This is a genomic window from Pseudomonas sp. KH_017, assembly GCF_057840285.1.
The window spans coordinates 3,265,030-3,286,310 of record NZ_CM174509.1 but is presented as its reverse complement, the minus strand read 5'-3'; the positions used below and the strand labels follow the sequence as shown (position 1 = coordinate 3,286,310).

The following is a 21,281-nucleotide window of genomic DNA, read 5'->3' as shown; positions in this document are numbered from 1 at the left end:
CTGCCATGCCCACGCTACAAGCGCTACGGTTTCTGGTCTGAAGACTGACCAACCAGTCTTAGCAAATCTTAGGGACTTACGGTCGTCTATCTGGCCATCGGCGATGCTGATCATCGATCACGTACGGGTGTTCGTGATCCACACCATCCTGCCCGTCGAGGTGAGTGTGATCGACCGGCAGGTTCTCATGGGTGTGTTTGATCGACTCTTGGTCATGCGCCGGACGCCTGATCACGATACTGACCACCAGTGCGCCACCTGCCACGACAGCGAGCCCAAGAAACGACGCCGTGAGGCTGATGTTGGCACCCAGCCATCCCGCCAGTGGGTAGGTAATCAACCAGCAGGCATGGGACAGTGCAAATTGGGCGGCAAACAGTGCCGGGCGATCTTCGGCATGTGCCGAGCGACGCAACAGCCGACCGCTCGGGGTCTGGGCCAGGGAATAGCCCACGCCGAGTACCATCCACAGAGGCAACAGGAAGTTGTAGGTGGTCAGGTTGATGCCAATTGCCAAGCCTGCGACCAGGACTCCTCCGCCAGACAGCATGGCTGTCCGGTCTTTGATGTCTTTCAACAGCCGAGGCAAGACCAGTCCCTACAAGTGCAATCACTTGGGCCAGGAAGAGGTGACGGTAGGTTCGGTTGGCCAGGATTTTCAGCATGAGAAATCTCACATGAAGAGGCGAACGCCCATCTGGTTGTCGAGCTTTACTCGAAAAAGAGAGCGACGAGTTTCTCGTATATAGATGTTCTATATCCCCCCTAGGGGGATATAAAGCCATCCTAAACCAGAGGCAGGGACAGCTCAAGAAACAGGCGCTCAGCCGTTCATCGAATGTCAGGGAGAGGGTAAGGAAGTCACTTGCCCAGTGAAGGCAATTAGCCATACGCTGCGAAGCGTGGGAGGTCTCACGGATATAAAAACATGAGCATGGAGCAAGCCCTGATGAAACTGTCCGCCATTTTGATCGCCGCTTTACTTTCGATTACGTCCGTTGCTGCCTTCGCGCACAGCGGCGGTACTGATTCAAAAGGTTGCCATCGCAACCATAAAACGAACGACTACCACTGCCACTAAACGGCAAAAGCCCAGCTTGAGGCTGGGCTTTGATGCAAGCTGGCTTTCTCACATTTGTGGAGGCCAGTTATGCGATTCACCTTGGCATTCCTTGCACCATGCATAGAGTGCGTCGTACAGGATCAGTCCATGCGAAAGCATTTCATGATCATCGGAATATCGCTGCGACAGTCCCAGTGAGATGGCGTACAACCCAGCCGATTGCGGAGTCAGATCCAGGCGGGAGGTATCAGCTCCACGGACGATCTTGGCCAACTGCTGCAAAGCGGGCTCACTGAGCTGGTACTTTTTCAGAAAAGCGTCGAAGCTGCATAGTTCGCCCTCATGAGTCAGTTCTACGCCGGGAATGTCGTAGGGCGTAGCGTCTTTCTGCGCCGCTAAACGCAGCACGTCACCACTGGGCACGTATAAAAACTCGGGCTGCGGATCGATAAAGCGAGCGATCAGCCAGGGACAGGCGATGCGGTCAATCTTGGGCCGTTCACGGGTAATCCACCTCATGGAACACCTCCTGCCTAGCTCGGTAGGCTGGGTGATCTGGCGAGCCCAGTGCCCGCCAAAGACTGTTAATCCACTCGTGCGGTCTAGCGCAGCAGATGTACTGCCAAACCGACGAGCGCGCAGGCCATCAGCACCTGGATGACACCCCGCTTGAAGCGGAACAAGGCAATCGCCGCTGCAATGGCGATCAGTGCAGAGGGCCAGTCGAGGTTGCCGCTGAAGCCTTTCGGCCAAAGTACGTGATAGCCGAAGAAACACGCCAGATTAAGGATCACACCGACGACGGCCGCTGTAATGGCGGTGAGCGGTGCGGTGAATTTGAGTTCGTTGTGGGTCGACTCTACCAGCGGGCCACCCGCAAGGATGAACAGGAACGAGGGCAGGAAGGTGAACCAGGTCACCAGGGCGGCGGCCACAGCTCCCGCCAGAAATACTTGATCGGCACCGAATACTTGCAAGACATAGGCTCCGACAAAGCCGACGAAAGCCACCACCATGATCAGTGGCCCCGGTGTGGTTTCTCCTAGAGCCAGGCCGTCGATCATTTGCGTCGGCGTTAGCCAGCCATAGTGACCGACCGCGCCTTGGTAGACATATGGAAGTACAGCGTAGGCCCCACCAAAGGTCAGCAATGCGGCCTTGGTAAAGAACCAACTCATCTGGGTCAAGGTGCCTTCCCAGCCAAAGAGGGCGGTCAAAATCCCCATTGGCAACGCCCACAGTGCGGCGCCGATCAGTGCGAGCGGCACCAGTTTTAACCAACTAAATCGGGCATGCTCAGGGGATGGCGTGTCGTCATCGATCAACGCCGGGCCATAAGACTTTTTGGCGGCGCTATGGCCGCCAGCTCTGAACTTCTCGGGCGCCAGACGTCCACCGACATAGCCGATTAAAGCTGCACCCGACACGATCAGCGGGAATGGGACATTGAACGCGAAGATTGCAGTAAATGACGCCGCCGCTATCGCCCACAGCCAATTATTCTTCAACGCCCGAGAGCCGATTCGATGGGCCGCCTGCACCACGATGGCAGTCACGGCGGGCTTGATCCCATAGAAGAGTCCGGCCACAACGGGCACTTCGCCGAAGGCGATGTACATCCACGACAGAGCGATCAGGATGAACAAAGAGGGCAGCACAAACAGCACGCCAGCAATCACCCCGCCCCAGGTTCGATGCATCAGCCAGCCGATATAGGTTGCCAACTGCTGAGCCTCTGGCCCAGGAAGCAACATGCAGTAGTTGAGGGCATGCAGGAATCTGCGCTCGGATATCCAGCGCCGCCGCTCCACCAGTTCCTGGTGCATGATCGAGATCTGTCCGGCTGGCCCGCCGAAGCTGATGAAGCCGAGCTTCAACCAGAACCAGAACGCTTCACGAAAACTGATCGCTTCCGGCCTCGACAGTTCTTCTTCAACCATTGGTGCCAAAACCTTACTCATTGGGTTGTTCCTCTTTTACAAACCCGGCGAGCAGGCCGTCGAAGATGGCGCTCGCGGCAACCAGCAGATGGTCGTCGTGGGTAATGGTTTCGCGCAGCCCAGCCAGTACACGTTCGATGCCAGCAGCCTCCACCGGCTGAATGCCCCCGATATCGAGGTAGTGCACCAGTGCGGCAATCCGGTTCAGGCCTGGCTCCTGAAGTTCAAAGCTGGCTTGCAGGGTTTCGAAGGTCACGCGGTTGCCGACATGACTGAAGGTCGCCTCATCGAAGTCAAAACCCAGTGCATCTACCGGGCAGTCCTGTGGCGTGTTCAGCCAGAGGATCTGAGCGTGGGGGTCAATGAAGCGGCGAATTAACCAGGCACACGCCAGCCGGTCGACCCAGGGACGCTTACGTGTTGCCCAGATACGGCCCTGATAATCGCCAGGATTGAGTGCCGTTATTGGTTGGTTGCTGCTGTGTGGCTCATCCGGCGACAGGGCTCTACTGACCGCCGTCTCTAGTTCCTGCAACGCCGAATCGATCTGCTGCTTCGGCTTGCCTGGGAAGTAATCGATGCTTACCAGTTGATCGTAGGCTTTGCGCAGCTTACGAATTTGTTTGGTCGTCGCCAGCGCATTTTCAGCATTCAGCTGTCCACGGCATTCTTCGATCTCCGCACGAAGCTTGCCGTAGTCATCGCTACGGTCGAACCACTCGACAAAGCGCTCACCATCAGGATCGACGACGGGCAGGACGAACGCGGTGCCATTGATGGCAAGGATGTCACGCTCTACAGACGCCAGCACTTCACGACAGAAACCGGTGTCAGGCAACAGGTAGGCGCCATCGCGCAAGACAGCAGCACCTGAAGCTTTCAAGGCACGCCAAGCTCGCATGCGTTCGGTGGCATTCGCGGTGGGGAGACCTAGAATCAGAGCTAGCCATTTTTTCATGTAGAGATCGCAATATATTTTGTAATAGGTATTACATTATCTCTGTTCTGCATGTTTGGAAAGCTGTCCTTGAGAACCGAGGATTTTGGCAAGCATGGATGGCGACGCTGGGATAGGCGCAAACAGCGCCTGTACGCGCGGTTGGCCTCGCGCTGCCTGAACGAGCTGGTGACGGCGAAGTTGCTGCCTAGCCTGTAATGGCCTCTTCGCGAGCAAGCCCGCTCCCACAGGCGCAAGTGCACCGCAGGAATTTGCGGGCCTATGGCCAGGCGCACCGCCTCGATACCTGGGCGGTAGCCACTACCGGCATTACCCAGAATTACAATCCGGTGCATGAGTGCCGCCCTGTCGCGAAAAAAGCCGGCAACTGTGCAGGGTCTTGAAGGCCAGTCAAATAAATTTGAAATGCACGGCGATGCTCGACAGAATCGCGCCCCTGTCTGGCCAAAGGTGTCGGACGTTCGTGGTGAAAAGGGGCAGCAGTTGAACGAGCAGACTATGTCCATGCGCCTGGAGCGCGTGGCGGCGCATGTGCCAGCCGGTGCGCGCCTGGCCGATATCGGCTCGGATCACGGCTACCTGCCGGTGGCGTTGATGCGCCGTGGCGCCATCGTCGCGGCGGTGGCCGGCGAGGTGGCCTTGACGCCGTTCCACTCGGCCGAACGCACTGTGTGCGAAAACGGCCTGGACCGGCAGATCACCGTGCGCCTGGCCAACGGCCTGGCGGCGATCGAGCCGGGAGACGGGATCACGGCGATCAGCATCTGCGGGATGGGCGGCGAAACGATCCGCGACATCCTCGACAGCGGCAAGGCATGCCTGAGCGGTCAGGAACGCCTGATCCTGCAGCCCAACGGCGGCGAGCAGCCACTGCGTCAATGGCTGATGGAAAATGGCTACCGCATCCTCTGCGAGGAAGTGCTGCGGGAAAATCGCTTCGACTACGAAATCATCGTCGCCGAGCGCGCCGGGCCGGTGGAGTACACCGCCGAGGAGCTGTACTTCGGCCCGTTGCAGATGCAGACGCGCAGCCCGGCGTTCCTGGTCAAGTGGCAGCGCAAGCTGCGCCAGAAGCAGAAGACCCTGGCCCAATTAGCCCGGGCGCAGCAAGCCGTGCCCGAGGAGAAAGTGCAGGACATCGCGCGCCAGGCCCGGTGGATCAGCGAACTGCTGGCTTGAGCACCGTCCCGGCCCGTTTGGTGTTTCAGGCCGCAGCGCTCACTGCTACGCCTTTTTCCCCCGACACAACGTCATGCAGGGAAACCCGTGAAGTTTCCGGCAATGCCAGCCCGCCCGCCAGCGCGAGCAATGCAATCGCGATCAGATAGAACGCCGGCGACAAGTTGCTGCCGGTCGTGCTGATCAACCACGTCGCCACCAGCGGTGCGGTGCCGCCGAAAAGGGTATATGCCATGTTGTAGGTGATAGCCGAGGCGGTGTATCGAGTACGGGTAGGGAAGGTTTCCGAGAGCAAGGCCGCGGTGACCACGCCACACAACACCGCGCCAATCGCCAGGAGCATGACGCCGATGATGGACGCGGCGAACGAGCCGGAGCTGGCCATCAGGAACGATGGATACACGACCACAATCAACAGCGCGCAAGCCGTCATCACCGTGATTCGACGCCCGACCCGGTCCGAATACAGCCCGGCCAGCGGGCAGATCGCTGCAGCGAATAGCAATGCAATCAGTGACACCAGCAACGCTGTTGCGCGACTCAGGCCACCGGCGACTTGCAAGTAGGTCGCGAAATAGGTGGTGAACATATAAAACGAGAGTGCCGTGAGTGACACAAAAGCACCCAGGCAACAGATCGCCGCACCATGATTGCGCAAGGTTTCCTTGAGTGGGGAATGGGCGACTGCGTGTTCCTCGGTCACCGCCTGGAATGCCGGTGTCTCATCGAGCTTCCAGCGCAAGTAAAGACCCACCAGGCCCAGCGGCGCGGCAATCAGGAACGGCAGGCGCCAACCCCAGCTACCCATAGCTTCGGCCGACAATGAAGCCTCGAGTGCGTAGGCCACCACGGCTGCCGCGGCGAAGGCGGAAAATGTCGACACCGGAATGAAGCTGCCGTACCAGGCGCGTTTATCACGCGGTGCATGCTCCATCAGGTAGGCACAGGCACCAGCGTATTCTCCCCCGGCGGAAAAGCCTTGGGCGCAACGGATCAGGGACAGAAGAATCGGCGCCATGACCCCGATTGCCGCATAGGTGGGCAGCAGACCGATCAAGGTCGTCGCACCGGCCATCAGCAGAATCGTCATCGCAAGGGTTCGCTTGCGGCCGATCCTGTCCCCCAGCATGCCGAAGAAAATCCCGCCAAGGGGGCGAAACGCGAAGGCCACGGCGAATACCGCAAAGGTCTTGAGCAGCGCGGCACTGGCATCGCCGTTGGGGAAAAATTGCTGGGCGATGGTCGTGGCCAAAAAACCGTAGACGGCGAAGTCGAACCACTCGACGAAATTGCCGATGCCGGCGGCCACAATCACTTTTCTCAGCGTTGCTGGGCTGACTTGTTCTGTCGTTGCGCTTGTCATGCTTGACCTCGGCAGTTCGTGAGTATGCTATCGATTATCGGGGCAGGCACAGCGGCGGTTCACTTCAAAAGTGTCACCCACATAGTCAGTACCGACTTCATGCCGTTGAATTACGCATGATTCGCGCCAGATTGGCCGGTAGTCGCGGGTTGCCAAGGGCGCTATTGACCCAGGGTGAAGAAAGGGCGGTGTTGTTCTCGAGTTTGTAAGGCGCTGACGGTATTGTCGATCGTCGGGATCAGATCGATTTAAAGGGAAGAAGATGACATTGACAGTCGAAAGCCTGGTCAGGATCGCAATGGCCAATCCAGTAAACGCAGAAATTTCCACTCGCTTGCCTGAGCTCGGTTTGAACCAATGCCTGCTCACGGCCGGTTGCTTGTTCCAGGCCGTGTGGAATCACCAGTCACGGCTCCCGCCAGAGTGGGGAGTGAAGGACTACGACGTCTTTTACTTCGATGAGGATCTGTCCTGGGAAGCAGAGAATGAGGTCATCCATACAGCTCGACATCTGTTCCAGGACCTCGACGTGAACGTCGAAATGAAGAATCAGGCTCGCGTTCACCTGTGGTACAGCCAGCGGTTTGGCGGGGATTATCCGCAGCTTCAGTCGGCTAAGGACGGGGTTGATCGCTACCTGATTGCCGGTACCTGCATTGGATTGGATGTTGAAACTGGTGAGGTCTATGCGCCCAACGGCCTGGCCGACACAGAGCACGGGCTACTTCGAATCAATCCAAAGAATCCCAGGCCAGACCTGTTCGATCAGAAGGCTAAAAGTTATCAGGCTCGCTGGCCCTGGCTCAGGATCGTAGAGCCCCCACTGTCGGTAGTGCCACGACTCTGAGAAGAGTGAAGAGATCAAAAAACCATGACATGGCTGTTACCGGACGTGGGGGCATATCCGGATTTGCAAGCTAACGCTCAAGAAACACAAACTTGATCGTCTGGCGATACCGTTCAGTTTTTCTTCTTGATCAGTTTATTAATGTAGTACTTCAGGCTTAAACGATCTTTGGGCCTTGGTTTGTAGTGGGTTTTGTTTCTTTGTGCCGGATCGATCGCCATGGTTCCCGCGGTGTAGTAATAAAGCGCGATAGACCTGCGGGTGATGTGTTCCGGAGTCGTCAAAGGCTCCGGGTGCCCATGATTGCTGTCCTTGTCTGTGTTGAAAATGACGCAGCGATTATAAATGGGCAGGACTTTTTTAAGGCAGGTCTTCATGCCGACATCCCAAAGTTCCAGGTTGCCGCCGTATTCCTCTTGCCAGTCTTCATTCAGATAAATGATGATATTCAGTCTGCGCTCAACATTAAGTTTTTTGTTGAGCCTGAAGTCCGAGTGCACCCCCAGGAAACCACCGCTTTTCGTTTCATGCAGGCCGCCGCCGGTAAAGTAGGGGTCGGGTATCAAACCTTCGATGCCTGTGAGCTTTTCCAGAAACTGCAACATGGGGGCCGAGTTAAAGGCGTTGAAAACAGTCTTCAAATAGGGGGGGCATTCGTTGGGACTGATTTGACGTTTTCGTTGACCTTTATAGCCGCGCTCGTAGAGCATTTCATTGTTGGTTGGCTCGACCGGGAAGTGCGAGCAGATGCTCGCAATCAGGTCTTCGTGCAAGAAGTTGTCGATGACTATGTGCGGAAATGGCGTAGCCTGAACATAGCGACTGGCCAACGAGGCACCAAGGGCGCTGGCGGCATTCTGGTCGAAATCAAGCTCCGGGGACAGGGTGATAGGTAGTGCTTGAGTGATGGGTGCCATTACCGCTCCAATAACTTGATATAAAGACTTGTGGGTGACTTCAAGCAGGGTTTGACTCACTGCTCGTTGCGCCTGTTCGTAGCTTAATTTTTTCTGTCGTCCTTGTTCAGACGCTTAAGGATATTGTTGTACATTTTGGTTCGTCTATGAGTTTTGTCATAGCCGCCAGCCGCTGCAACAGTGCCAGCCTGAATGTGATCCAGATAACTGAAGATTTTACGCGGTGATAACATTTCAACGGCATAGCCAAGCTCGGTCATGCGGTCCTGGAGAGTATAGCCAGGTACACGATCGTCCATCGAAAAATGCATGTTGTGCTGTTTGATAAGCTTGCTGTTCCACAATGTGCAGAAACTTTTCAAGTACACTTCTTTGTACGGTTTTGGTTCTCTGGAACGCAACCCCATGGAGATTTTCAGGCGTCTGAAATGGTGCTTGAATAGTCGTGAGCTAAAGCGCCAAAGAGTTCTCGCGGTGCCACGGTTTATTTGCTCGACACAACCGACGGCCACGACTTTTGGGTTCTTCAAGCATTTATTCAGCATCATCGGAAAAACGTTTTTATCAAAAACAAATGTATCAGTGTGCATCAGGAATAAATAATCGGTATCAATTCGTTCCAGAACCAGGTCAAGTGCTTTGCCATGCGCGATATGGCCTGCTTCTGGCTCGGAAACAGAACGCTCGATTAAATTGATCCAGTCAAGCGTTCGTAAGTACTCAGTGCTTTCATCGGCGGAATAGTTGTCAACTACCCATACCGGGACGCTGTTGCTGCCAAAATGCTGGTGCAATAAGTCCAAGCATATCTTGGTGATTTCTGGTGTTTTGTAATTTACTATAACTATGCTGAAGGCTTTGGAGCTTTCGGCCAGTAAATCAGGGTTGTTCATTGTTCATGTGCTCAATGTTGTTATACTTAATTGTGGAAATAATTTAACCTGTATACAGCTTTTGCTTGTTTTTCGCGCAAAATCTTGCGTGACTATAGAGCACAATTCGTTAAGTCGCTTTGTCATGCATTATAACCATGGCTTACTCAGACCTGATGGAGAGCAGTAGAAGCGGACTTCATCGTATAAGGATCTGCTCTATAGGTAAACATTTTGACTTGATTCGTTACATCCGGAGGCTGGTCAGGCGAGCGTCTTGGGACGGTGTGAACCGAGCTTGCGTAAGGCATTCAGGTGATTTGTTACGTCATACGGTGTGCCAGCACCTGCAGTGCCTTCCCGAACAGGGAGTCACGCGCTGCGTACATGTGCCGGTTGAGCGTGTGTGAGTGCGTGGCTGGGCCAGAAAGCTGAAACGGGGGCGAGTAAGGTTGTCGTCTGGTTTTGTGATGGGTTGCAGGGACATTTTCTCCATTGGTTCAAAGCAAATACAGGACAGCAGTGGACCACAACCAGCCGATGCCGAGGGTGAAAAGCAGGTAGAAAACCAAAAACATCAAAGGGTGATGCCACATGGCACTAACCTCCCAAAACCCGCTGGTTTTACATTGTTGCCTGGTAAATTGGGTACCGAGAAACCCATGAAGTGGAATCAGCAATAATCAAGCCATTTGGGTAAAGGAAGCCTGGCTACCAGCCCCGGGCCTCCAGCGCTGCGAAATGCCTCCTTCAGACGAAAACCGACACTGAATCCCCCCCAATAAAAGTGAGATTCCCCCACATGTGGGGTCGTGCGTTCGGATGCCACCCAGGGGGAGCCTGAGTCCCAAGCCCGAGCCAGGGGCGATTCACCGCCTGTTTGCAGCGTTATGCACTGAGTGTGCACCAGAGGAATCTGGTTCAATGTTCCAAGCTGATATCATTCAAGAACGTACAAACCGAGCAGAAAAACATGAATCGTCGTAAAAAAATAAATCAGATACTAAAGGCTAACGCCAAGAAGGCTAGTGCCAAATTGGCACCGAAAAGCAAGTCAAAATACATTAGTAAGGCTGACCGATTGAAGCTGGCTGCTGAATCAAGTGACGACTCAATCATGTCCTCTGAAAGCTGAGTTATTCAGCTTCAGCACCACCGGAATCTACAGTTTGACAGGGCTATACATTCCGATGGCACTTACCGCGAAGACGCGGCCTGACACTACATTCAAGCCGAAGCCGCCTGGCGGCGCTGAATCGAACCCGGGGCCTAGCGAATGCCGGTGCCCGCCATGGTCTCTGGCACCCACTGCGCCGTCGATAGCGGCTCGATGTAGCGGATGCCGCCATGAGGGCCTACCACGCCATTGATGTTGTAGGTGCCTCGCGACAGGTCGTACGTCATGAAAGGGGTCGCGTCCGGGACCTGCTGGTCATAGCTCTGGCTGAAGAACGCGAAGGAGCCACGGTACAGCTGGCCACTGGTGTCGTACTGATCGGAGGCCACCGCTGCCCAGGTGTCTTCATCCAGGTAAAAGCGGCGCTTCTGGTAGATGTGCTTTGCACCGGGCTTGAGGTTGCCCTCCACGACGTAGACCCGGTGTTTTTCCCAGCGTACGAAGTCCGGGGCAATGAAATTGGGAGTGGTCAGCGATTTGGCGTCGCGAGCGTAGGTGAGTTTGTAAGTGTTGTAGGGCACGATCATTTCCTGCTTGCCCACCAGCGTCCAGTCGTACAGCTCGAGTGCACGGGCGGTACCGGGATTGGGTGTGTCGTAGGCCAGGATCGAAATCTGTTTGACGCGACGTTGGGCAGGCATGTATTGCCAGGCGCGGCCAGGAAACTGCGCCGGGTTGGTGGCGTTCTTGAGCATGATCGACTCGCCGGCTCGGCGCGCAGGTCCGGTATAGGACAGTTTCAACTGATAATAAATGTCGGAGCTGTTGATCGGCTTTGACATGTTCTCGTAAATCGGGAAGGAGACAAATGCCTCGCCGGTGACCGCCAGGCTCGGTACGCCCGCCGTGTCGACGCTCCAGGAGTCGTACTTGGAATGAATGTTGACGCCCTGGTAGCGCAGCAGGAAGTTCCACATCGCTTCGGCGCCGGATTGCGGGATCGGGAACGGCACCCCGGGCATCACATTGTCGATGGCGATCCCGCCATTGAGGGAGCGGGCAGCGGTGGCATTCCTGCGGCTGTTGTCCAGTACCGCCTGCGGGAGCGATGCCGTGCGGTGGGTCGGATACACGTCGATGCGAAAGCCCGGGTAACGCCTGGCCAACGCTACAGTGGTGGCCGTCAGCATGCCTTTGTACGAATCGACGTTCTTGCCGTTGATCACCAGCAGCGGTTTTTCGTGGGCAAAGGGGTCCGGACGCATGCTGTCGCCAGCCTTGAAGCTGGACGGCGCAGTGGTCAGGCCACCGCTGTAGGGCGGAATGGAGCCATCGGCATTACCGGCCTTTTCGGCACCCACCCACGTCAGGCTGGTGCCCAGCCGGGCGGCTTCCTGACTCGATACATAGGCTTGTGCATCGATGGCCAGCGCCATGAGGGGTACGGCAGCCAGAAGACTTTTCACGAATTTCATATTGTTATTCTCCTGCCTGGCGTACCAGGCAACTCGTGACTCAGGCGGAGCAGTCGCTTACGCCAGCTCGATCGCCAGAGACTTTTTCAGTGCTGCCATTAAATAGCCCCAGAATCAGGGGCGCTTTTCATTTGACGACAGTCCCTTGGCTATTCATGACAGGCCCAGGCGCGCCTGAGGGGCGACGAGTTTTCGGTGCTGGCTCCCGAGGCGCCGCTGGACCTGCTGCGCGAAATGGTGGCAGGGCAGGCCCAGGGTTATCATTTCGCCAAGCCCATGGGGTTGGAGGCGCTATTGGCGAGTTCGCTGCTTGATCGCTAGGGGTTCACCACTGTCCGCTACCTGGAGAGTCCAATGTCGCCCATCATCACGCGCCTGCTAGCGCTGCTGATTCTTTGCCTGACGCTTGAAGTGCCGGCCCAGACCAACGGCTGCCCGGCTGGCGAGAAACAAGTGTGCCTGGACGACTGCATCTGCCTGCCAGACGTGGTGCCTGATGACATCTACCAGATCGCGGCGCCTGGGCTGGCGCTGTGGCTGACCCAAGCTCGTGCTGAAGCAGCCAACGTCGGCATCCAACCCATTCCACCGCATATCCGCGAGCAGCTACTGCACTGGTACGCCCCCAGCGTCCTCGATACCGCGCGCTACAAAATCAGCGACAACGGCCAATTCAACGCCGCCACCGCCATGCTGCAAAACCCCGATGTTGGTGCCGTGACGCTGATCGACATCATCCTGTTCCGGGACGCGCAATCCGCAGAACAGGACATCGCGCTCTGGGCTCACGAACTCAAACATGTGCAGCAGTATCAGGAGTGGGGGGTGCTGGGATTTGCCCAACGGTATACACAGGATTTCAATGCCGTGGAGGCGCCGGCTTATGCCATACAGGCTGAGGTCAGGCGCTCGCTGCGGGCAGGGACTTACTGAAGGGCGGAGTATTTCCCCTTCATTCGGATCTTCCTTGATGGATCGTTGAGAAATGCAGCGTGAGAAACCACAGCACCAGGGCAGTCGCACTGATCAAGGCGCCCAGCAGGCTGACTGCAATCCAGCCCCATAGTGCATAAACCTGCGTCGCGGCTGCGGCTCCCAGTGCACTGCCCACCGAGTAAAAGCACATGTAGGCGCCGACCATGCGACTTTGGGCGTCGGGGCGTGCCGCAAAAACCCGGCTCTGGTTGGTGACGTGTACGGCTTGTACGGCGAAGTCGAGCAAGATCACTCCGCAAACCAGCGCGATCAGTGATGTCTGCGCAAACGCGATGGGCAGCCAGGACAGCGTCAGGATCACCAGCGAAATGCCGGTTACGCGTTGTCCCAAACCCTGGTCGGCCCAGCGACCGGATCTTCTTGCGGCAAGGGCACCGGCGACGCCGGCCAGGCCAAACAGGCCGATGGCCGTGTGTGAAAGCGAAAGCGGAGGAGCGCTCAACGGCAGCACCATGGATGTCCAGAGCACGGAAAAAGCGGCAAAGATCAGTAAGGCCAGCAGGCCCCTGATCCGCAAGACCGGATCGGTCATGAACAGCGTGAAGAGTGACCGGATGAGTGCCGGGTAGGTGTATCGATTGCGTGGAGACACTGCGGGAGGAAGCACTTTCCAGAACACCGCCGCGAGGGTCAGCATCAATCCCGAGGAAACGAAGTACACGGCGCGCCAGCCCGCCAGATCTGCGATCAGCCCAGAGGTAAACCGCGCCAGAAGTATGCCCAGGACAATGCCGCTGGTTACGGTTCCCACGGCCTGGCCACGTTGTGACGGCGTTGCCAGCGCGGCGGTGCAGGCCACCAGCACTTGAACCATCACTGCCAGCAAACCCACAGCGATCATGGCTCCCAACAGGGTCAACCATTGCTGTGCGGCGCCGACTCCCGCCAGGGCAATCGCAGACAGCAGCATTTGCGTCAGAATCAGCCCTTTACGGTTCAACAAGTCGCCCAGAGGTACGATGAACAGCAACCCCAGCGCGTAACCGACTTGAGTCGCAGTCACCACAAACCCGATCATTGATGGGGCAACATCAAGGCTCCGGGCCATTGAATCGAGCAAGGGTTGTGCGAAGTAAACGTTGGCGACGGCAAGCGCGCAGGTGACAGAAAACAGAAACGTGAGTTGCGCAGAAAGCCCCGAAGCCTGCGCGGCGAAAGGAAGGGTGGCTGAATCGGTATCTGCTTTCATGTGAGCCTCCGTGGCGTTAAACTGGTTTCAATTAGCAACTGGATTCAATTGTTATCGAATCAGGTTTCATATTGCAACCACATTGCTCAAGGCCAGACGACTGACCTGGCAGTCCTTATCCAAAAGGTAAACACGATGGTCGCAGACCCTTCACCGCAAGGCAGCGAATGCCCGGTAGCACGAACATTGGAAGCCATTGGGGATCGTTGGTCGCTCATGATCATTCGCGACGCGTTCGACGGCATTCGCCGATTCAGTGAATTTCAGAAAAGCCTGGGGGTGGCGAAGAACATTCTGGCTTCGCGCTTGAAGACGTTGGTTGAGGTTGGAGTGTTCGACGTTCAGCCTGCGTCGGATGGCAGTGCCTACAAGGAATACGTCCTGACGGAAAAAGGACGGGAGATCTTTCCAGTGGTGGTCAGTATGAGGCAGTGGGGCGAACGGTTCCTGTTCACGCGGGAAGAGACCCGTTCGGTGTTGCTGGACAATGAGTACGGCCAGTCCCTGATGCCGATTGAAGTTCGCTCCTTGCGCGGTCAAAAACTTGGACCGTCCGACTGCCACCGAGTGAGGGTGGCTGCCGACGAGTCGTGAATCGAACGGATGTAAGGCGAGTCAGTCGAGCAGCGTCACCAGCCGCGGTTCGATTGACTGCCCAACCACTTCAAGCAACGCCAATGTGACAGGCAATTTGAAGCGTCGGCGCCCGGCGCTGCCCGGATTCAGGAACAGCCGTTCTCCACGCCAGTCGATGCACGGTTTGTGCGAGTGTCCGGTGATCACCAGCTTGATACGGCTATCAAGATTGGCCGCCACATCGGCGATGTCATGCACCAGCAAAACCGTCCAGCCGTTGATATCCAGGCGCAGGTAATCGGGTAACTCCCGCGCCCAGGGCGCGTCCAGGTCATTGTTGCCACGCACTGCATCCACCGGCGCGATTGCGGCCAATTGGTCGAGGATCTGCGCGCTACCGATGTCGCCCGCGTGAAGGATGCGATCACAGCCTTGCAGGGCGGCAATCGCTTCGGGGCGGAGCAAACCGTGGGTGTCGGAGATGATGCCGATTTTCATCGCGGGCGGCTCGAGCAGCATTCAGGTTGCAGAAAATCGGCAAGTAACGCGTTCAAACGGATGTCTCCTGCGCTGAGCTTTGTTGAACGAAGCGGTCAATCAACCACCTCGCAGCCGGCCCCGGTGGCAGATCCGTGCGGTAAATGACGTCGAAGGCGTAAATGCCGCTCTTGTATTCCGGGATGTTCAGTTGCATTAGTCGGCCGCTCTCCAGGTCTTCCTGGACCATCGGGGCTGGCATGTTCCCCCAACCGATGCCTTCACGCAGCAGCATGTGCTTGGCGCCCAGGTCCGCCAGGCGCCAGGTGCGGTTACTCAGTACGGCGAAATCCTTGTCTTTGGTCAGGACCGAGCGATCGGACAGCACCAGTTGAGTGAACTCGCGCCCGGCACCCGGAACATTGGAGTCGCTTGAGGCCAGAGGATGATTCGGCGCTGCCACTGGAATCAACTCGACACTGCCGACACCCATTCTTTCGATACCGTCGATGCCCTCGTTCATGGGGCCACTGACGCCGATGATTGCGCCACGGTTGATCACCCGTTCAGTGACTGCACCGAGGGCTTCCATATGCAAGTGCAGGGCAACGGTCGGGAACTCTACGCGAAAGGATTTGAGTGCATCCACCACGCGCTCGGGGGGCAGCATCACATCGAGCACCACATGAACTTCGGCTTCGAGCCCCTGAAGCAGGCCTTTGACCTTGGCGCGTAAGCCATGAACACCGTTGGCAATGGTCCTGGCTTCGGCCAGTACGGTGCGGCCGGCATCGGTGAGTTGGGGCCTGCGGGTTGTCTGGCGGTCGAACAGCGACACACCAAGCTGCATTTCAAGATTGGCGATCGAGTAGCTGACAACCGAAGTGGCGCGATGAAGTTTTCTGGCGGCGGCTGCAAAACTGCCGACTTCCACGACCGTCAGGAACACGCGCAGTTGGTCCAGTGTCGGGGTTCCCGGGTCAGAGATCATGCCTGTTTCCTTGAATCAGGCGTCGCTTGGCAAATTGCACGATTGAATTCCTTTACCGGTGATGTGGGTTTGCTTTTCTAGTTTATCGAATCTAATGATCTAAATTAGTCAGCTATTCAGGTTAGCTGACGAAGAGCAACATTTCCTCACCAGGGCGGTTCCTGTCGAATCGCACCCAATTGAAGGAAATACCCCATGACGACTTCTGCAAACATTGCTCAAACAACCACCTCTGAACAGAGCCGTTCCGATGTGACCCAAGCCTCGGCTTCGTTGATCGGCCGCGTACTGCTCAGCGCCATCTTCATCCTTTCCGGTTTTTCGAAACTCGCCGCTCCGGCCATGATGGTCGGCTACATCAGCTCTGTCGGGCTTCCGCTTCCTCAATTGGCACTGGCGGTGGCGATCATTGTAGAAATCGGCGGCGGCCTGGCATTGATCGCCGGTTACCGCACCCGCACCGTTGCCGCCGTACTGGCCGTGTTCAGCGTGTTCACCGCGCTGGCGTTCCATAACGCACTGGGCGATCAGAACCAGTTCATCCACTTCTTCAAGAACATCGCGATGGCCGGTGGCCTGTTGCAGGTCGTGGCTTTCGGTGCCGGTCGCTTCAGCCTCGACGCCCGCCGTCGTTGATACCCCCGCGCTGCGCAGGGCCAGCTCTCTCGCAGCGCAATGTTTTCCATGCAGCGGCCGGTGGCGTGGGCAGCATGGCCGTGCAGATTGCCAAGTACCTGGGCGCTGAAGTCTACGCAACGGCCTCGGCACATCATCATGCCTACCTGAAGGAAATGGGAGCGGACTACACCATCGACTACGCCACCCAGGCCTTCGATGAGCTGGTGTCCGGCCTCGATGTGGTACTGGATCTGGTGGGTGGCGAAACACAAACCCGTTCGTTTGCAGTACTGAAAAGAAACGGTGTGCTGGTATCGCCGGTGAGTGCCCCAAACATGTCGCTGGCCAACGACTACGGCGTGACGCCCGCGAACTTTGCCACCCGCTCGGATGGCCGGCAGCTCTCGCTCATCGCCGAGCTGTTCGACAAGGGACACCTCACCGTCGACGTTGAGGCATACCCCTTGAGTCAGGCGAAAGTCGCAATCGAGAAAAGCATGGGCCGTCACTTACGGGGCAGGCTTGTCCTCGATACCACGAGGTAAGTGGTTGCCAGTGATTGTCCGTAGAGATGGGCGTCGAAACTGGAGACGCCCATCAGCCGCTGTGTTGTGTTGCGACCGTTACTCGTGTACCCGATCTACAGCTCGCCTCACCTGGCTCAACAGGTGATCGACATCCTCGGCGGTGGTGGCGAACGAGGTGACGAAGCGAACGACATTCGGTCCCCAGCGATCATGGTAGAACCCGAAGCCAGCCTTTAGCAGCGCTTCGATTATTGCCGAGTCCAGCCGACAGAACAGGATGTTCGCCTCGGTGCCACCGAGCACCTCAACGCCATTCAGGCCTTCAAGTCCTTGGGCCAGGCGCTGGGCGGCAGCGTTGGCCTTGCGTGCGTTGCGCAGCCAGAGATCGTCGGTCAGGTACGCATCGATCTGCGCCGACAGGAAACGCATCTTGGAAAACAGATGACCTGCACGCTTGCGGCGGTAACTCATCTCGGTGGCGAGCGAGGTGTTGAACAGGACGATGGCTTCCGCCGCCAGCACGCCGTTCTTGGTGGCTCCGAACGACAGGGCATCCACGCCGGCCTTCCACGTCATCTCGGCCGGGGAACAGCCAAGCGACACCAGGGCGTTGGCAAAGCGCGACCCATCCATATGCAATCCCAGGGAAGAGGACTTGCAGACGTCGCCAATGGCTGCGATTTCATCCAGGGTGTAGACGCTGCCGACTTCAGTGGCCTGGGTGATGCTGACGCAGGCGGGCTGAGTCGTGTGCACGTCGCCGACTTTGTCGCGAGTGCGCTCGCGCAGACGAACGATATCCAGCTTGGCCGCCGGGCCGTCGACGGTCATCAGCTTCGCACCGTTGGAAAAGAACTCGGGCGCGCCGCATTCATCGTTGTTGATATGACTGGCCGGATGGCAGTAGATGTTGCCCCAGGGTGGCGTCATCGTGCTCAGACACAAGCCGTTGGCGGCAGTGCCGGTGGGCACGAGAAAGACTTCCACGTCACGCTCGAAGATCTCGCAGAACTTGCGCTTGACCTGCGCCGTCAGCTCGTCGGTGCCATAGGGGCTTGCCTGGCCCGTGCTGTGTTTGACGAGGGCTTGTGCCACCTCCGGCGATGCACCGGCGATGTTGTCACTTGAAAAACCCAGCGCGGGCGGTCTGTTTATTTCACCGTTCATCATCCAGTTCTCGGCTGCGCAGGCGAAGGTGTTTCGCCCGGATTCGCGCATCCTATGGAGAGGGATGGTTGTTGCGCTTGTAAAAAATTGACGGTCGCCTGATGGACGACGGACTAAGTCCTGTAGCGCGATGGCGCGACGCCGAATGCCTGCCGAAAGGCGCGGTTGAAATGGCTTTGATCGTAAAAGCCGACGGCGTGGGCGACTTCGATGATCGGTTGCCCGCTGCGCGATAGCAGGTCACAGGCTCGTTCGAGACGCAGGCGAAGCAACCATGCGTGCGGCGTCATGCCGATGGTCCGCTTGAACTGCTTGAGGAACGGAAAGCGGCCCAACCCGCACAGGCCAGCGAGATCATCGAGGGTGATTCGCTGATCGATGTGGCTGAAACAATAGTCCCTGACGCGAGACCATTGCAGGGGCGATAGCGTGCCGGTAATCGTTTCGGGCCTGGTCGCCCGTGACTGGCTCAACAGCTGTTCAAGGAGGGTGAACCATTGCGTCTGCAGCGCCAGGCTGCCTGGCCCAACGGCCTGCTGCATCGCGTCGTGCAACCCGCGCAGGTTGCCGGCAAGCCCCGCGTCTTCCAGCAACACACCAGTCAACTCAAGCTCTCTCGGTTGACCGCTGATCTCCTCGGTCATACTCGCGACCAGCGCCTGGGACAGACGGAATGTCTTGAGCGTATAAGCGTCGCCGCCCTCGGGCACACCATCGTGGATTTCACCCGGCGGCATCAGGGCAATCCTTCCCGGACCTAAAAGAAACGACTCGCCTTTGGATCGATGACGCTGGATGCCTTCGGTGACCAAACCAACGTGGAAATCGAGGTGGTAATGGCGATCGAAACCGCTGTCTACAAAGCGTGCGGACCCCAGCACCAGGCCTGGTACTTCGGACACGTGATGGTACTTGGCATGCTCAGTCATGAAACCCGTTCAACAATCGGCGAGGAGGGCGGGGACCACGAAGTTTAGGTCCACCAGCGGTATAGATCCATGGGTTTCCAGCAATTGGCCTGAGGTCGTGCATGAGTCATTGAGTGGCAACCGAACCCGCTCGCCATGAGGATGTTGCGCAGCAAGTGACGACGGCTCATTTGTCCGCTGCGCAACGTCCGGTAGCCGTCCCTAGCTTTGTGGCACCACCCGCGCTTCGTTGCCCGCACCCTCGACATACACGTTCATGCCTTTTCTCAGCGCCGGGTTGATCGGCTGGGTCACTTGAACCAGTACACCGCTCTGGGTGCGAACGATGATCTGCTGTGCGTCCACGGGTTGATCATATTTTTTCTTTTCGGCGTAGTTGCCGCCTGCCGCACCAGCCAGCGCACCGGCGACCATCGCCACATCCCGGCCGGTTCCCTGGCCGATCAGGCTTCCCAGGGCCAGACCGCCAATACCCCCCATTATGGCGCCAACGCCGCTATCGTGATTGGTCTGCATCTGGGTCTGTGTAATCTGCTCGATTTTCCCCGAGCGAATTTCCATCTCGCCAGCGCCTCCGCTCCCGGCGCCCACCGCGGCACAGCCGCCAAGCACCAGAGCAAAAAGCGTAATCGTCAGCCAGGAAGCGATTGTTTTCATCGTCGAACTCCATTTTCAGAGGAAGTGGATCATGCAAACGCATCCATTGACGTTAGACGAAAAAGTCCGGTGCATGCGCTTGTTTGGCTGCGCACAGCGCTTGAGGTGGGTGTATCAGAACGCCAGGCGCGGATAAGCGGGCTTCGCGCGCTGCAGACACAGCGATTCAGTAAACAGGATTCTCTGGCGTTCGGGTTCATCCCTCTGGGCCGGCCAAGTGCAGTCATGGGCATCAGGCGCAGACGCCTACCCCAACGACGCCACGCTATTGAGCAAGGTCTTGACCAGTTGCGCCTGGCGCGTGGCGCCAGTCTTGGCGAACACACCGCGCAAGTGGGCGCGCACGGTGTTGCGCGAAACCCCGAGCGCTTCGGCCGTCTCATCGAGGGTCTGGCCGTCCATGACCAGCATGGCCACTTCGGTTTCCGTGCGGGTCAGTTGGAACAGGCTGCGCAGCAGATCGCGCGAGGCTTGGGGCGAGTCGGCGGGATCGCGGATGAACACCACCACTGCCGGGCGTCGGGCGCTGTTGTGGGTCTGGTAGTTCATGGCAATCGGGCGCAGCAGCAGGTTCAGAGGCATCTCGCCGCTGGGCCGCGACAGGGTCAGGACTTGCAGGTCGTCGAGGCCGCGCGGGCGCTGTTTCAACACCGCCTGGATGGCCTGCTGCAGTGTGCGGTTCTCATGGCCGGCGAAGGCACAGAGCTTGTCGTGCCTGCATTCCAGGCCGTCATGGCTGTCGAACAGGCGCTGGGCGGCACGGTTGCAGCGCATCATCCGGCCGTTCTCGTCGAGGATGGCCGTGCCCACCATCAGGCGGTCGATGGTGGCCGCGTAGAGCTGGCGTTCGGCATCCAGTTGATCCACCGCCGAGTGCAGGTCCACTGCCTGTTGCAGGTGCGGCAACAACAGGCGGATCAGGTCGATCTGCGCCGGGGTGAACGCTTCGCTGGCGTGGTCGCGGCAGGCGAACAGCGCGCAGTGCATGCCGGCGGTGGTGCGCATGTTGGCCACCAGCACATCGCGCAGGTCCAGAGGATGCAGGTAGTTGCGGTAGAAATCATGGGCCAGCCACGCTTCTGTGCCCAGCACCTGGTCGGCACTGGCCACCTGGTCTGCGGGCCAGTCGAGGAACGGGCAGATCGAATAGAAGTGCTCGCTGTAGGAGGGCTCGCCGGGCAACAGCGCGCCATGCACCGAGGCATTGACGATCAGCCCGGGGCGTTCATGGTCGGGATTGCGCAGCACCAGGGTGACGAAGCTGGCGGCGAAGCGCTGGCGCAAGGCTTCCAGCAAGCTGGCCCAGGGCGTGGGCTCCAGCGTGCCGTGGTAGACCAGCCCGAGCAGGCTGCTGAGCTCGGCAGAGGGGATGTCGATGCTGGCGTGCAGGTCCGGGCAGGTGGAAAAGGGCAGGGTCATGCGC

At 57.9% G+C, this 21,281-nt stretch carries 22 protein-coding genes and 2 pseudogenes; 9 read left to right on the top strand and 15 right to left on the bottom strand.

The window, feature by feature from the left end:
- Positions 1 to 76: 76 nt before the first annotated feature.
- Positions 77 to 595, bottom strand: a pseudogene (locus AC3IT6_RS15010) (MFS transporter); the annotation flags it as partial.
- 333 nt (positions 596 to 928) lie between these two features.
- On the opposite strand from AC3IT6_RS15010, the gene AC3IT6_RS15005 reads away from it, so the two are divergent.
- Complete coding sequence (locus tag AC3IT6_RS15005) at positions 929 to 1,081, top strand: YHYH domain-containing protein (RefSeq protein ID WP_020797664.1); 153 nt, start codon at positions 929 to 931, stop codon at positions 1,079 to 1,081.
- A gap of 48 nt (positions 1,082 to 1,129) precedes the next feature.
- On the opposite strand, the gene AC3IT6_RS15000 is transcribed toward AC3IT6_RS15005, so the two are convergent.
- From AC3IT6_RS15000 to AC3IT6_RS14990, 3 genes are all read right to left on the bottom strand, one after another.
- Positions 1,130 to 1,582, bottom strand: a complete 453-nt coding sequence (locus tag AC3IT6_RS15000) for a chromate resistance protein ChrB domain-containing protein (protein ID WP_489350741.1) — start codon at positions 1,580 to 1,582, stop codon at positions 1,130 to 1,132.
- An 83-nt stretch (positions 1,583 to 1,665) separates the two neighbouring features.
- Positions 1,666 to 3,024, bottom strand: a complete 1,359-nt coding sequence (gene chrA / locus AC3IT6_RS14995) for a chromate efflux transporter (RefSeq protein WP_489350739.1) — start codon at positions 3,022 to 3,024, stop codon at positions 1,666 to 1,668.
- Positions 3,017 to 3,961 carry a chromate resistance protein ChrB domain-containing protein gene (locus tag AC3IT6_RS14990; protein ID WP_489350737.1) on the bottom strand — a complete coding sequence of 315 codons (945 nt, stop codon included), beginning with the start codon at positions 3,959 to 3,961 and terminating at the stop codon, positions 3,017 to 3,019. The genes chrA and AC3IT6_RS14990 overlap by 8 nt, the downstream gene beginning before the upstream one ends.
- A gap of 483 nt (positions 3,962 to 4,444) precedes the next feature.
- On the opposite strand from AC3IT6_RS14990, the gene AC3IT6_RS14985 reads away from it, so the two are divergent.
- Positions 4,445 to 5,140 (top strand): tRNA (adenine(22)-N(1))-methyltransferase, encoded by a 696-nt coding sequence (locus AC3IT6_RS14985; RefSeq protein WP_489350735.1) that lies wholly within the window; start codon positions 4,445 to 4,447, stop codon positions 5,138 to 5,140.
- A gap of 25 nt (positions 5,141 to 5,165) precedes the next feature.
- Here the strand turns inward: AC3IT6_RS14985 and AC3IT6_RS14980 are convergent, their stop codons facing one another.
- Positions 5,166 to 6,503 (bottom strand): MFS transporter, encoded by a 1,338-nt coding sequence (locus AC3IT6_RS14980; RefSeq protein ID WP_489350733.1) that lies wholly within the window; start codon positions 6,501 to 6,503, stop codon positions 5,166 to 5,168.
- 262 nt (positions 6,504 to 6,765) lie between these two features.
- Here AC3IT6_RS14980 and AC3IT6_RS14975 point away from each other — a divergent pair, with 262 nt between their 5' ends.
- Complete coding sequence (locus AC3IT6_RS14975) at positions 6,766 to 7,350, top strand: nucleotidyltransferase family protein (protein ID WP_489350731.1); 585 nt, start codon at positions 6,766 to 6,768, stop codon at positions 7,348 to 7,350.
- A 113-nt stretch (positions 7,351 to 7,463) separates the two neighbouring features.
- On the opposite strand, the gene AC3IT6_RS14970 is transcribed toward AC3IT6_RS14975, so the two are convergent.
- Positions 7,464 to 8,267 carry a 2OG-Fe(II) oxygenase gene (locus tag AC3IT6_RS14970; protein ID WP_150723882.1) on the bottom strand — a complete coding sequence of 268 codons (804 nt, stop codon included), beginning with the start codon at positions 8,265 to 8,267 and terminating at the stop codon, positions 7,464 to 7,466.
- Positions 8,268 to 8,350: 83 nt separating this feature from the next.
- Positions 8,351 to 9,160, bottom strand: a complete 810-nt coding sequence (locus tag AC3IT6_RS14965) for a glycosyltransferase (protein WP_223446930.1) — start codon at positions 9,158 to 9,160, stop codon at positions 8,351 to 8,353.
- A 952-nt stretch (positions 9,161 to 10,112) separates the two neighbouring features.
- On the opposite strand from AC3IT6_RS14965, the gene AC3IT6_RS14960 reads away from it, so the two are divergent.
- Positions 10,113 to 10,274, top strand: a complete 162-nt coding sequence (locus AC3IT6_RS14960; RefSeq protein ID WP_489350729.1) for a DUF2986 domain-containing protein — start codon at positions 10,113 to 10,115, stop codon at positions 10,272 to 10,274.
- Positions 10,275 to 10,408: 134 nt separating this feature from the next.
- Here AC3IT6_RS14960 and AC3IT6_RS14955 read toward each other — a convergent pair whose 3' ends face one another.
- Positions 10,409 to 11,731 (bottom strand): DUF1329 domain-containing protein, encoded by a 1,323-nt coding sequence (locus AC3IT6_RS14955; protein WP_223446928.1) that lies wholly within the window; start codon positions 11,729 to 11,731, stop codon positions 10,409 to 10,411.
- Between the two features lie 195 nt (positions 11,732 to 11,926).
- Between AC3IT6_RS14955 and AC3IT6_RS14950 the strand changes: the two genes are divergently transcribed.
- Both AC3IT6_RS14950 and AC3IT6_RS14945 read left to right on the top strand, forming a co-directional pair.
- Positions 11,927 to 12,052 (top strand): hypothetical protein, encoded by a 126-nt coding sequence (locus AC3IT6_RS14950; RefSeq protein ID WP_489356697.1) that lies wholly within the window; start codon positions 11,927 to 11,929, stop codon positions 12,050 to 12,052.
- Between the two features lie 33 nt (positions 12,053 to 12,085).
- A complete protein-coding gene (locus AC3IT6_RS14945) occupies positions 12,086 to 12,664 on the top strand; it encodes an eCIS core domain-containing protein (RefSeq protein WP_489350727.1) in 579 nt (192 codons plus the stop codon).
- A gap of 19 nt (positions 12,665 to 12,683) precedes the next feature.
- On the opposite strand, the gene AC3IT6_RS14940 is transcribed toward AC3IT6_RS14945, so the two are convergent.
- Positions 12,684 to 13,916, bottom strand: a complete 1,233-nt coding sequence (locus tag AC3IT6_RS14940; RefSeq protein WP_489350725.1) for an MFS transporter — start codon at positions 13,914 to 13,916, stop codon at positions 12,684 to 12,686.
- Between the two features lie 135 nt (positions 13,917 to 14,051).
- Here AC3IT6_RS14940 and AC3IT6_RS14935 point away from each other — a divergent pair, with 135 nt between their 5' ends.
- Positions 14,052 to 14,510, top strand: coding sequence for a winged helix-turn-helix transcriptional regulator (locus AC3IT6_RS14935; RefSeq protein WP_223446925.1), 459 nt, complete (start codon positions 14,052 to 14,054; stop codon positions 14,508 to 14,510).
- Positions 14,511 to 14,531: 21 nt separating this feature from the next.
- Here the strand turns inward: AC3IT6_RS14935 and AC3IT6_RS14930 are convergent, their stop codons facing one another.
- Positions 14,532 to 14,990: a metallophosphoesterase family protein gene (locus AC3IT6_RS14930; RefSeq protein WP_489350723.1), complete on the bottom strand. Its 459-nt coding sequence runs from the start codon at positions 14,988 to 14,990 to the stop codon at positions 14,532 to 14,534.
- Positions 14,991 to 15,042: 52 nt separating this feature from the next.
- Positions 15,043 to 15,960, bottom strand: coding sequence for a LysR family transcriptional regulator (locus tag AC3IT6_RS14925; RefSeq protein WP_489350720.1), 918 nt, complete (start codon positions 15,958 to 15,960; stop codon positions 15,043 to 15,045).
- A gap of 195 nt (positions 15,961 to 16,155) precedes the next feature.
- On the opposite strand from AC3IT6_RS14925, the gene AC3IT6_RS14920 reads away from it, so the two are divergent.
- Together AC3IT6_RS14920 and AC3IT6_RS14915 are read left to right on the top strand one after the other, a co-directional pair.
- Positions 16,156 to 16,596, top strand: coding sequence for a DoxX family protein (locus AC3IT6_RS14920; RefSeq protein WP_223446919.1), 441 nt, complete (start codon positions 16,156 to 16,158; stop codon positions 16,594 to 16,596).
- A gap of 41 nt (positions 16,597 to 16,637) precedes the next feature.
- A pseudogene (locus AC3IT6_RS14915) lies at positions 16,638 to 17,123 on the top strand (zinc-binding dehydrogenase); the annotation flags it as partial.
- Positions 17,124 to 17,201: 78 nt separating this feature from the next.
- On the opposite strand, the gene AC3IT6_RS14910 reads toward AC3IT6_RS14915, so the two are convergent.
- From AC3IT6_RS14910 to AC3IT6_RS14895, 4 genes are all read right to left on the bottom strand, one after another.
- Positions 17,202 to 18,272 carry a threonine aldolase family protein gene (locus AC3IT6_RS14910; protein ID WP_489350718.1) on the bottom strand — a complete coding sequence of 357 codons (1,071 nt, stop codon included), beginning with the start codon at positions 18,270 to 18,272 and terminating at the stop codon, positions 17,202 to 17,204.
- 113 nt (positions 18,273 to 18,385) lie between these two features.
- Positions 18,386 to 19,201, bottom strand: coding sequence for an AraC family transcriptional regulator (locus tag AC3IT6_RS14905; protein ID WP_489350716.1), 816 nt, complete (start codon positions 19,199 to 19,201; stop codon positions 18,386 to 18,388).
- Positions 19,202 to 19,402: 201 nt separating this feature from the next.
- The gene (locus tag AC3IT6_RS14900) at positions 19,403 to 19,858 is read right to left on the bottom strand and encodes a glycine zipper 2TM domain-containing protein (RefSeq protein ID WP_489350714.1); all 456 of its coding nucleotides are present in this window, start codon (positions 19,856 to 19,858) and stop codon (positions 19,403 to 19,405) included.
- A 246-nt stretch (positions 19,859 to 20,104) separates the two neighbouring features.
- Positions 20,105 to 21,277: a helix-turn-helix transcriptional regulator gene (locus tag AC3IT6_RS14895; RefSeq protein WP_489350712.1), complete on the bottom strand. Its 1,173-nt coding sequence runs from the start codon at positions 21,275 to 21,277 to the stop codon at positions 20,105 to 20,107.
- Positions 21,278 to 21,281 lie beyond the last annotated feature (4 nt).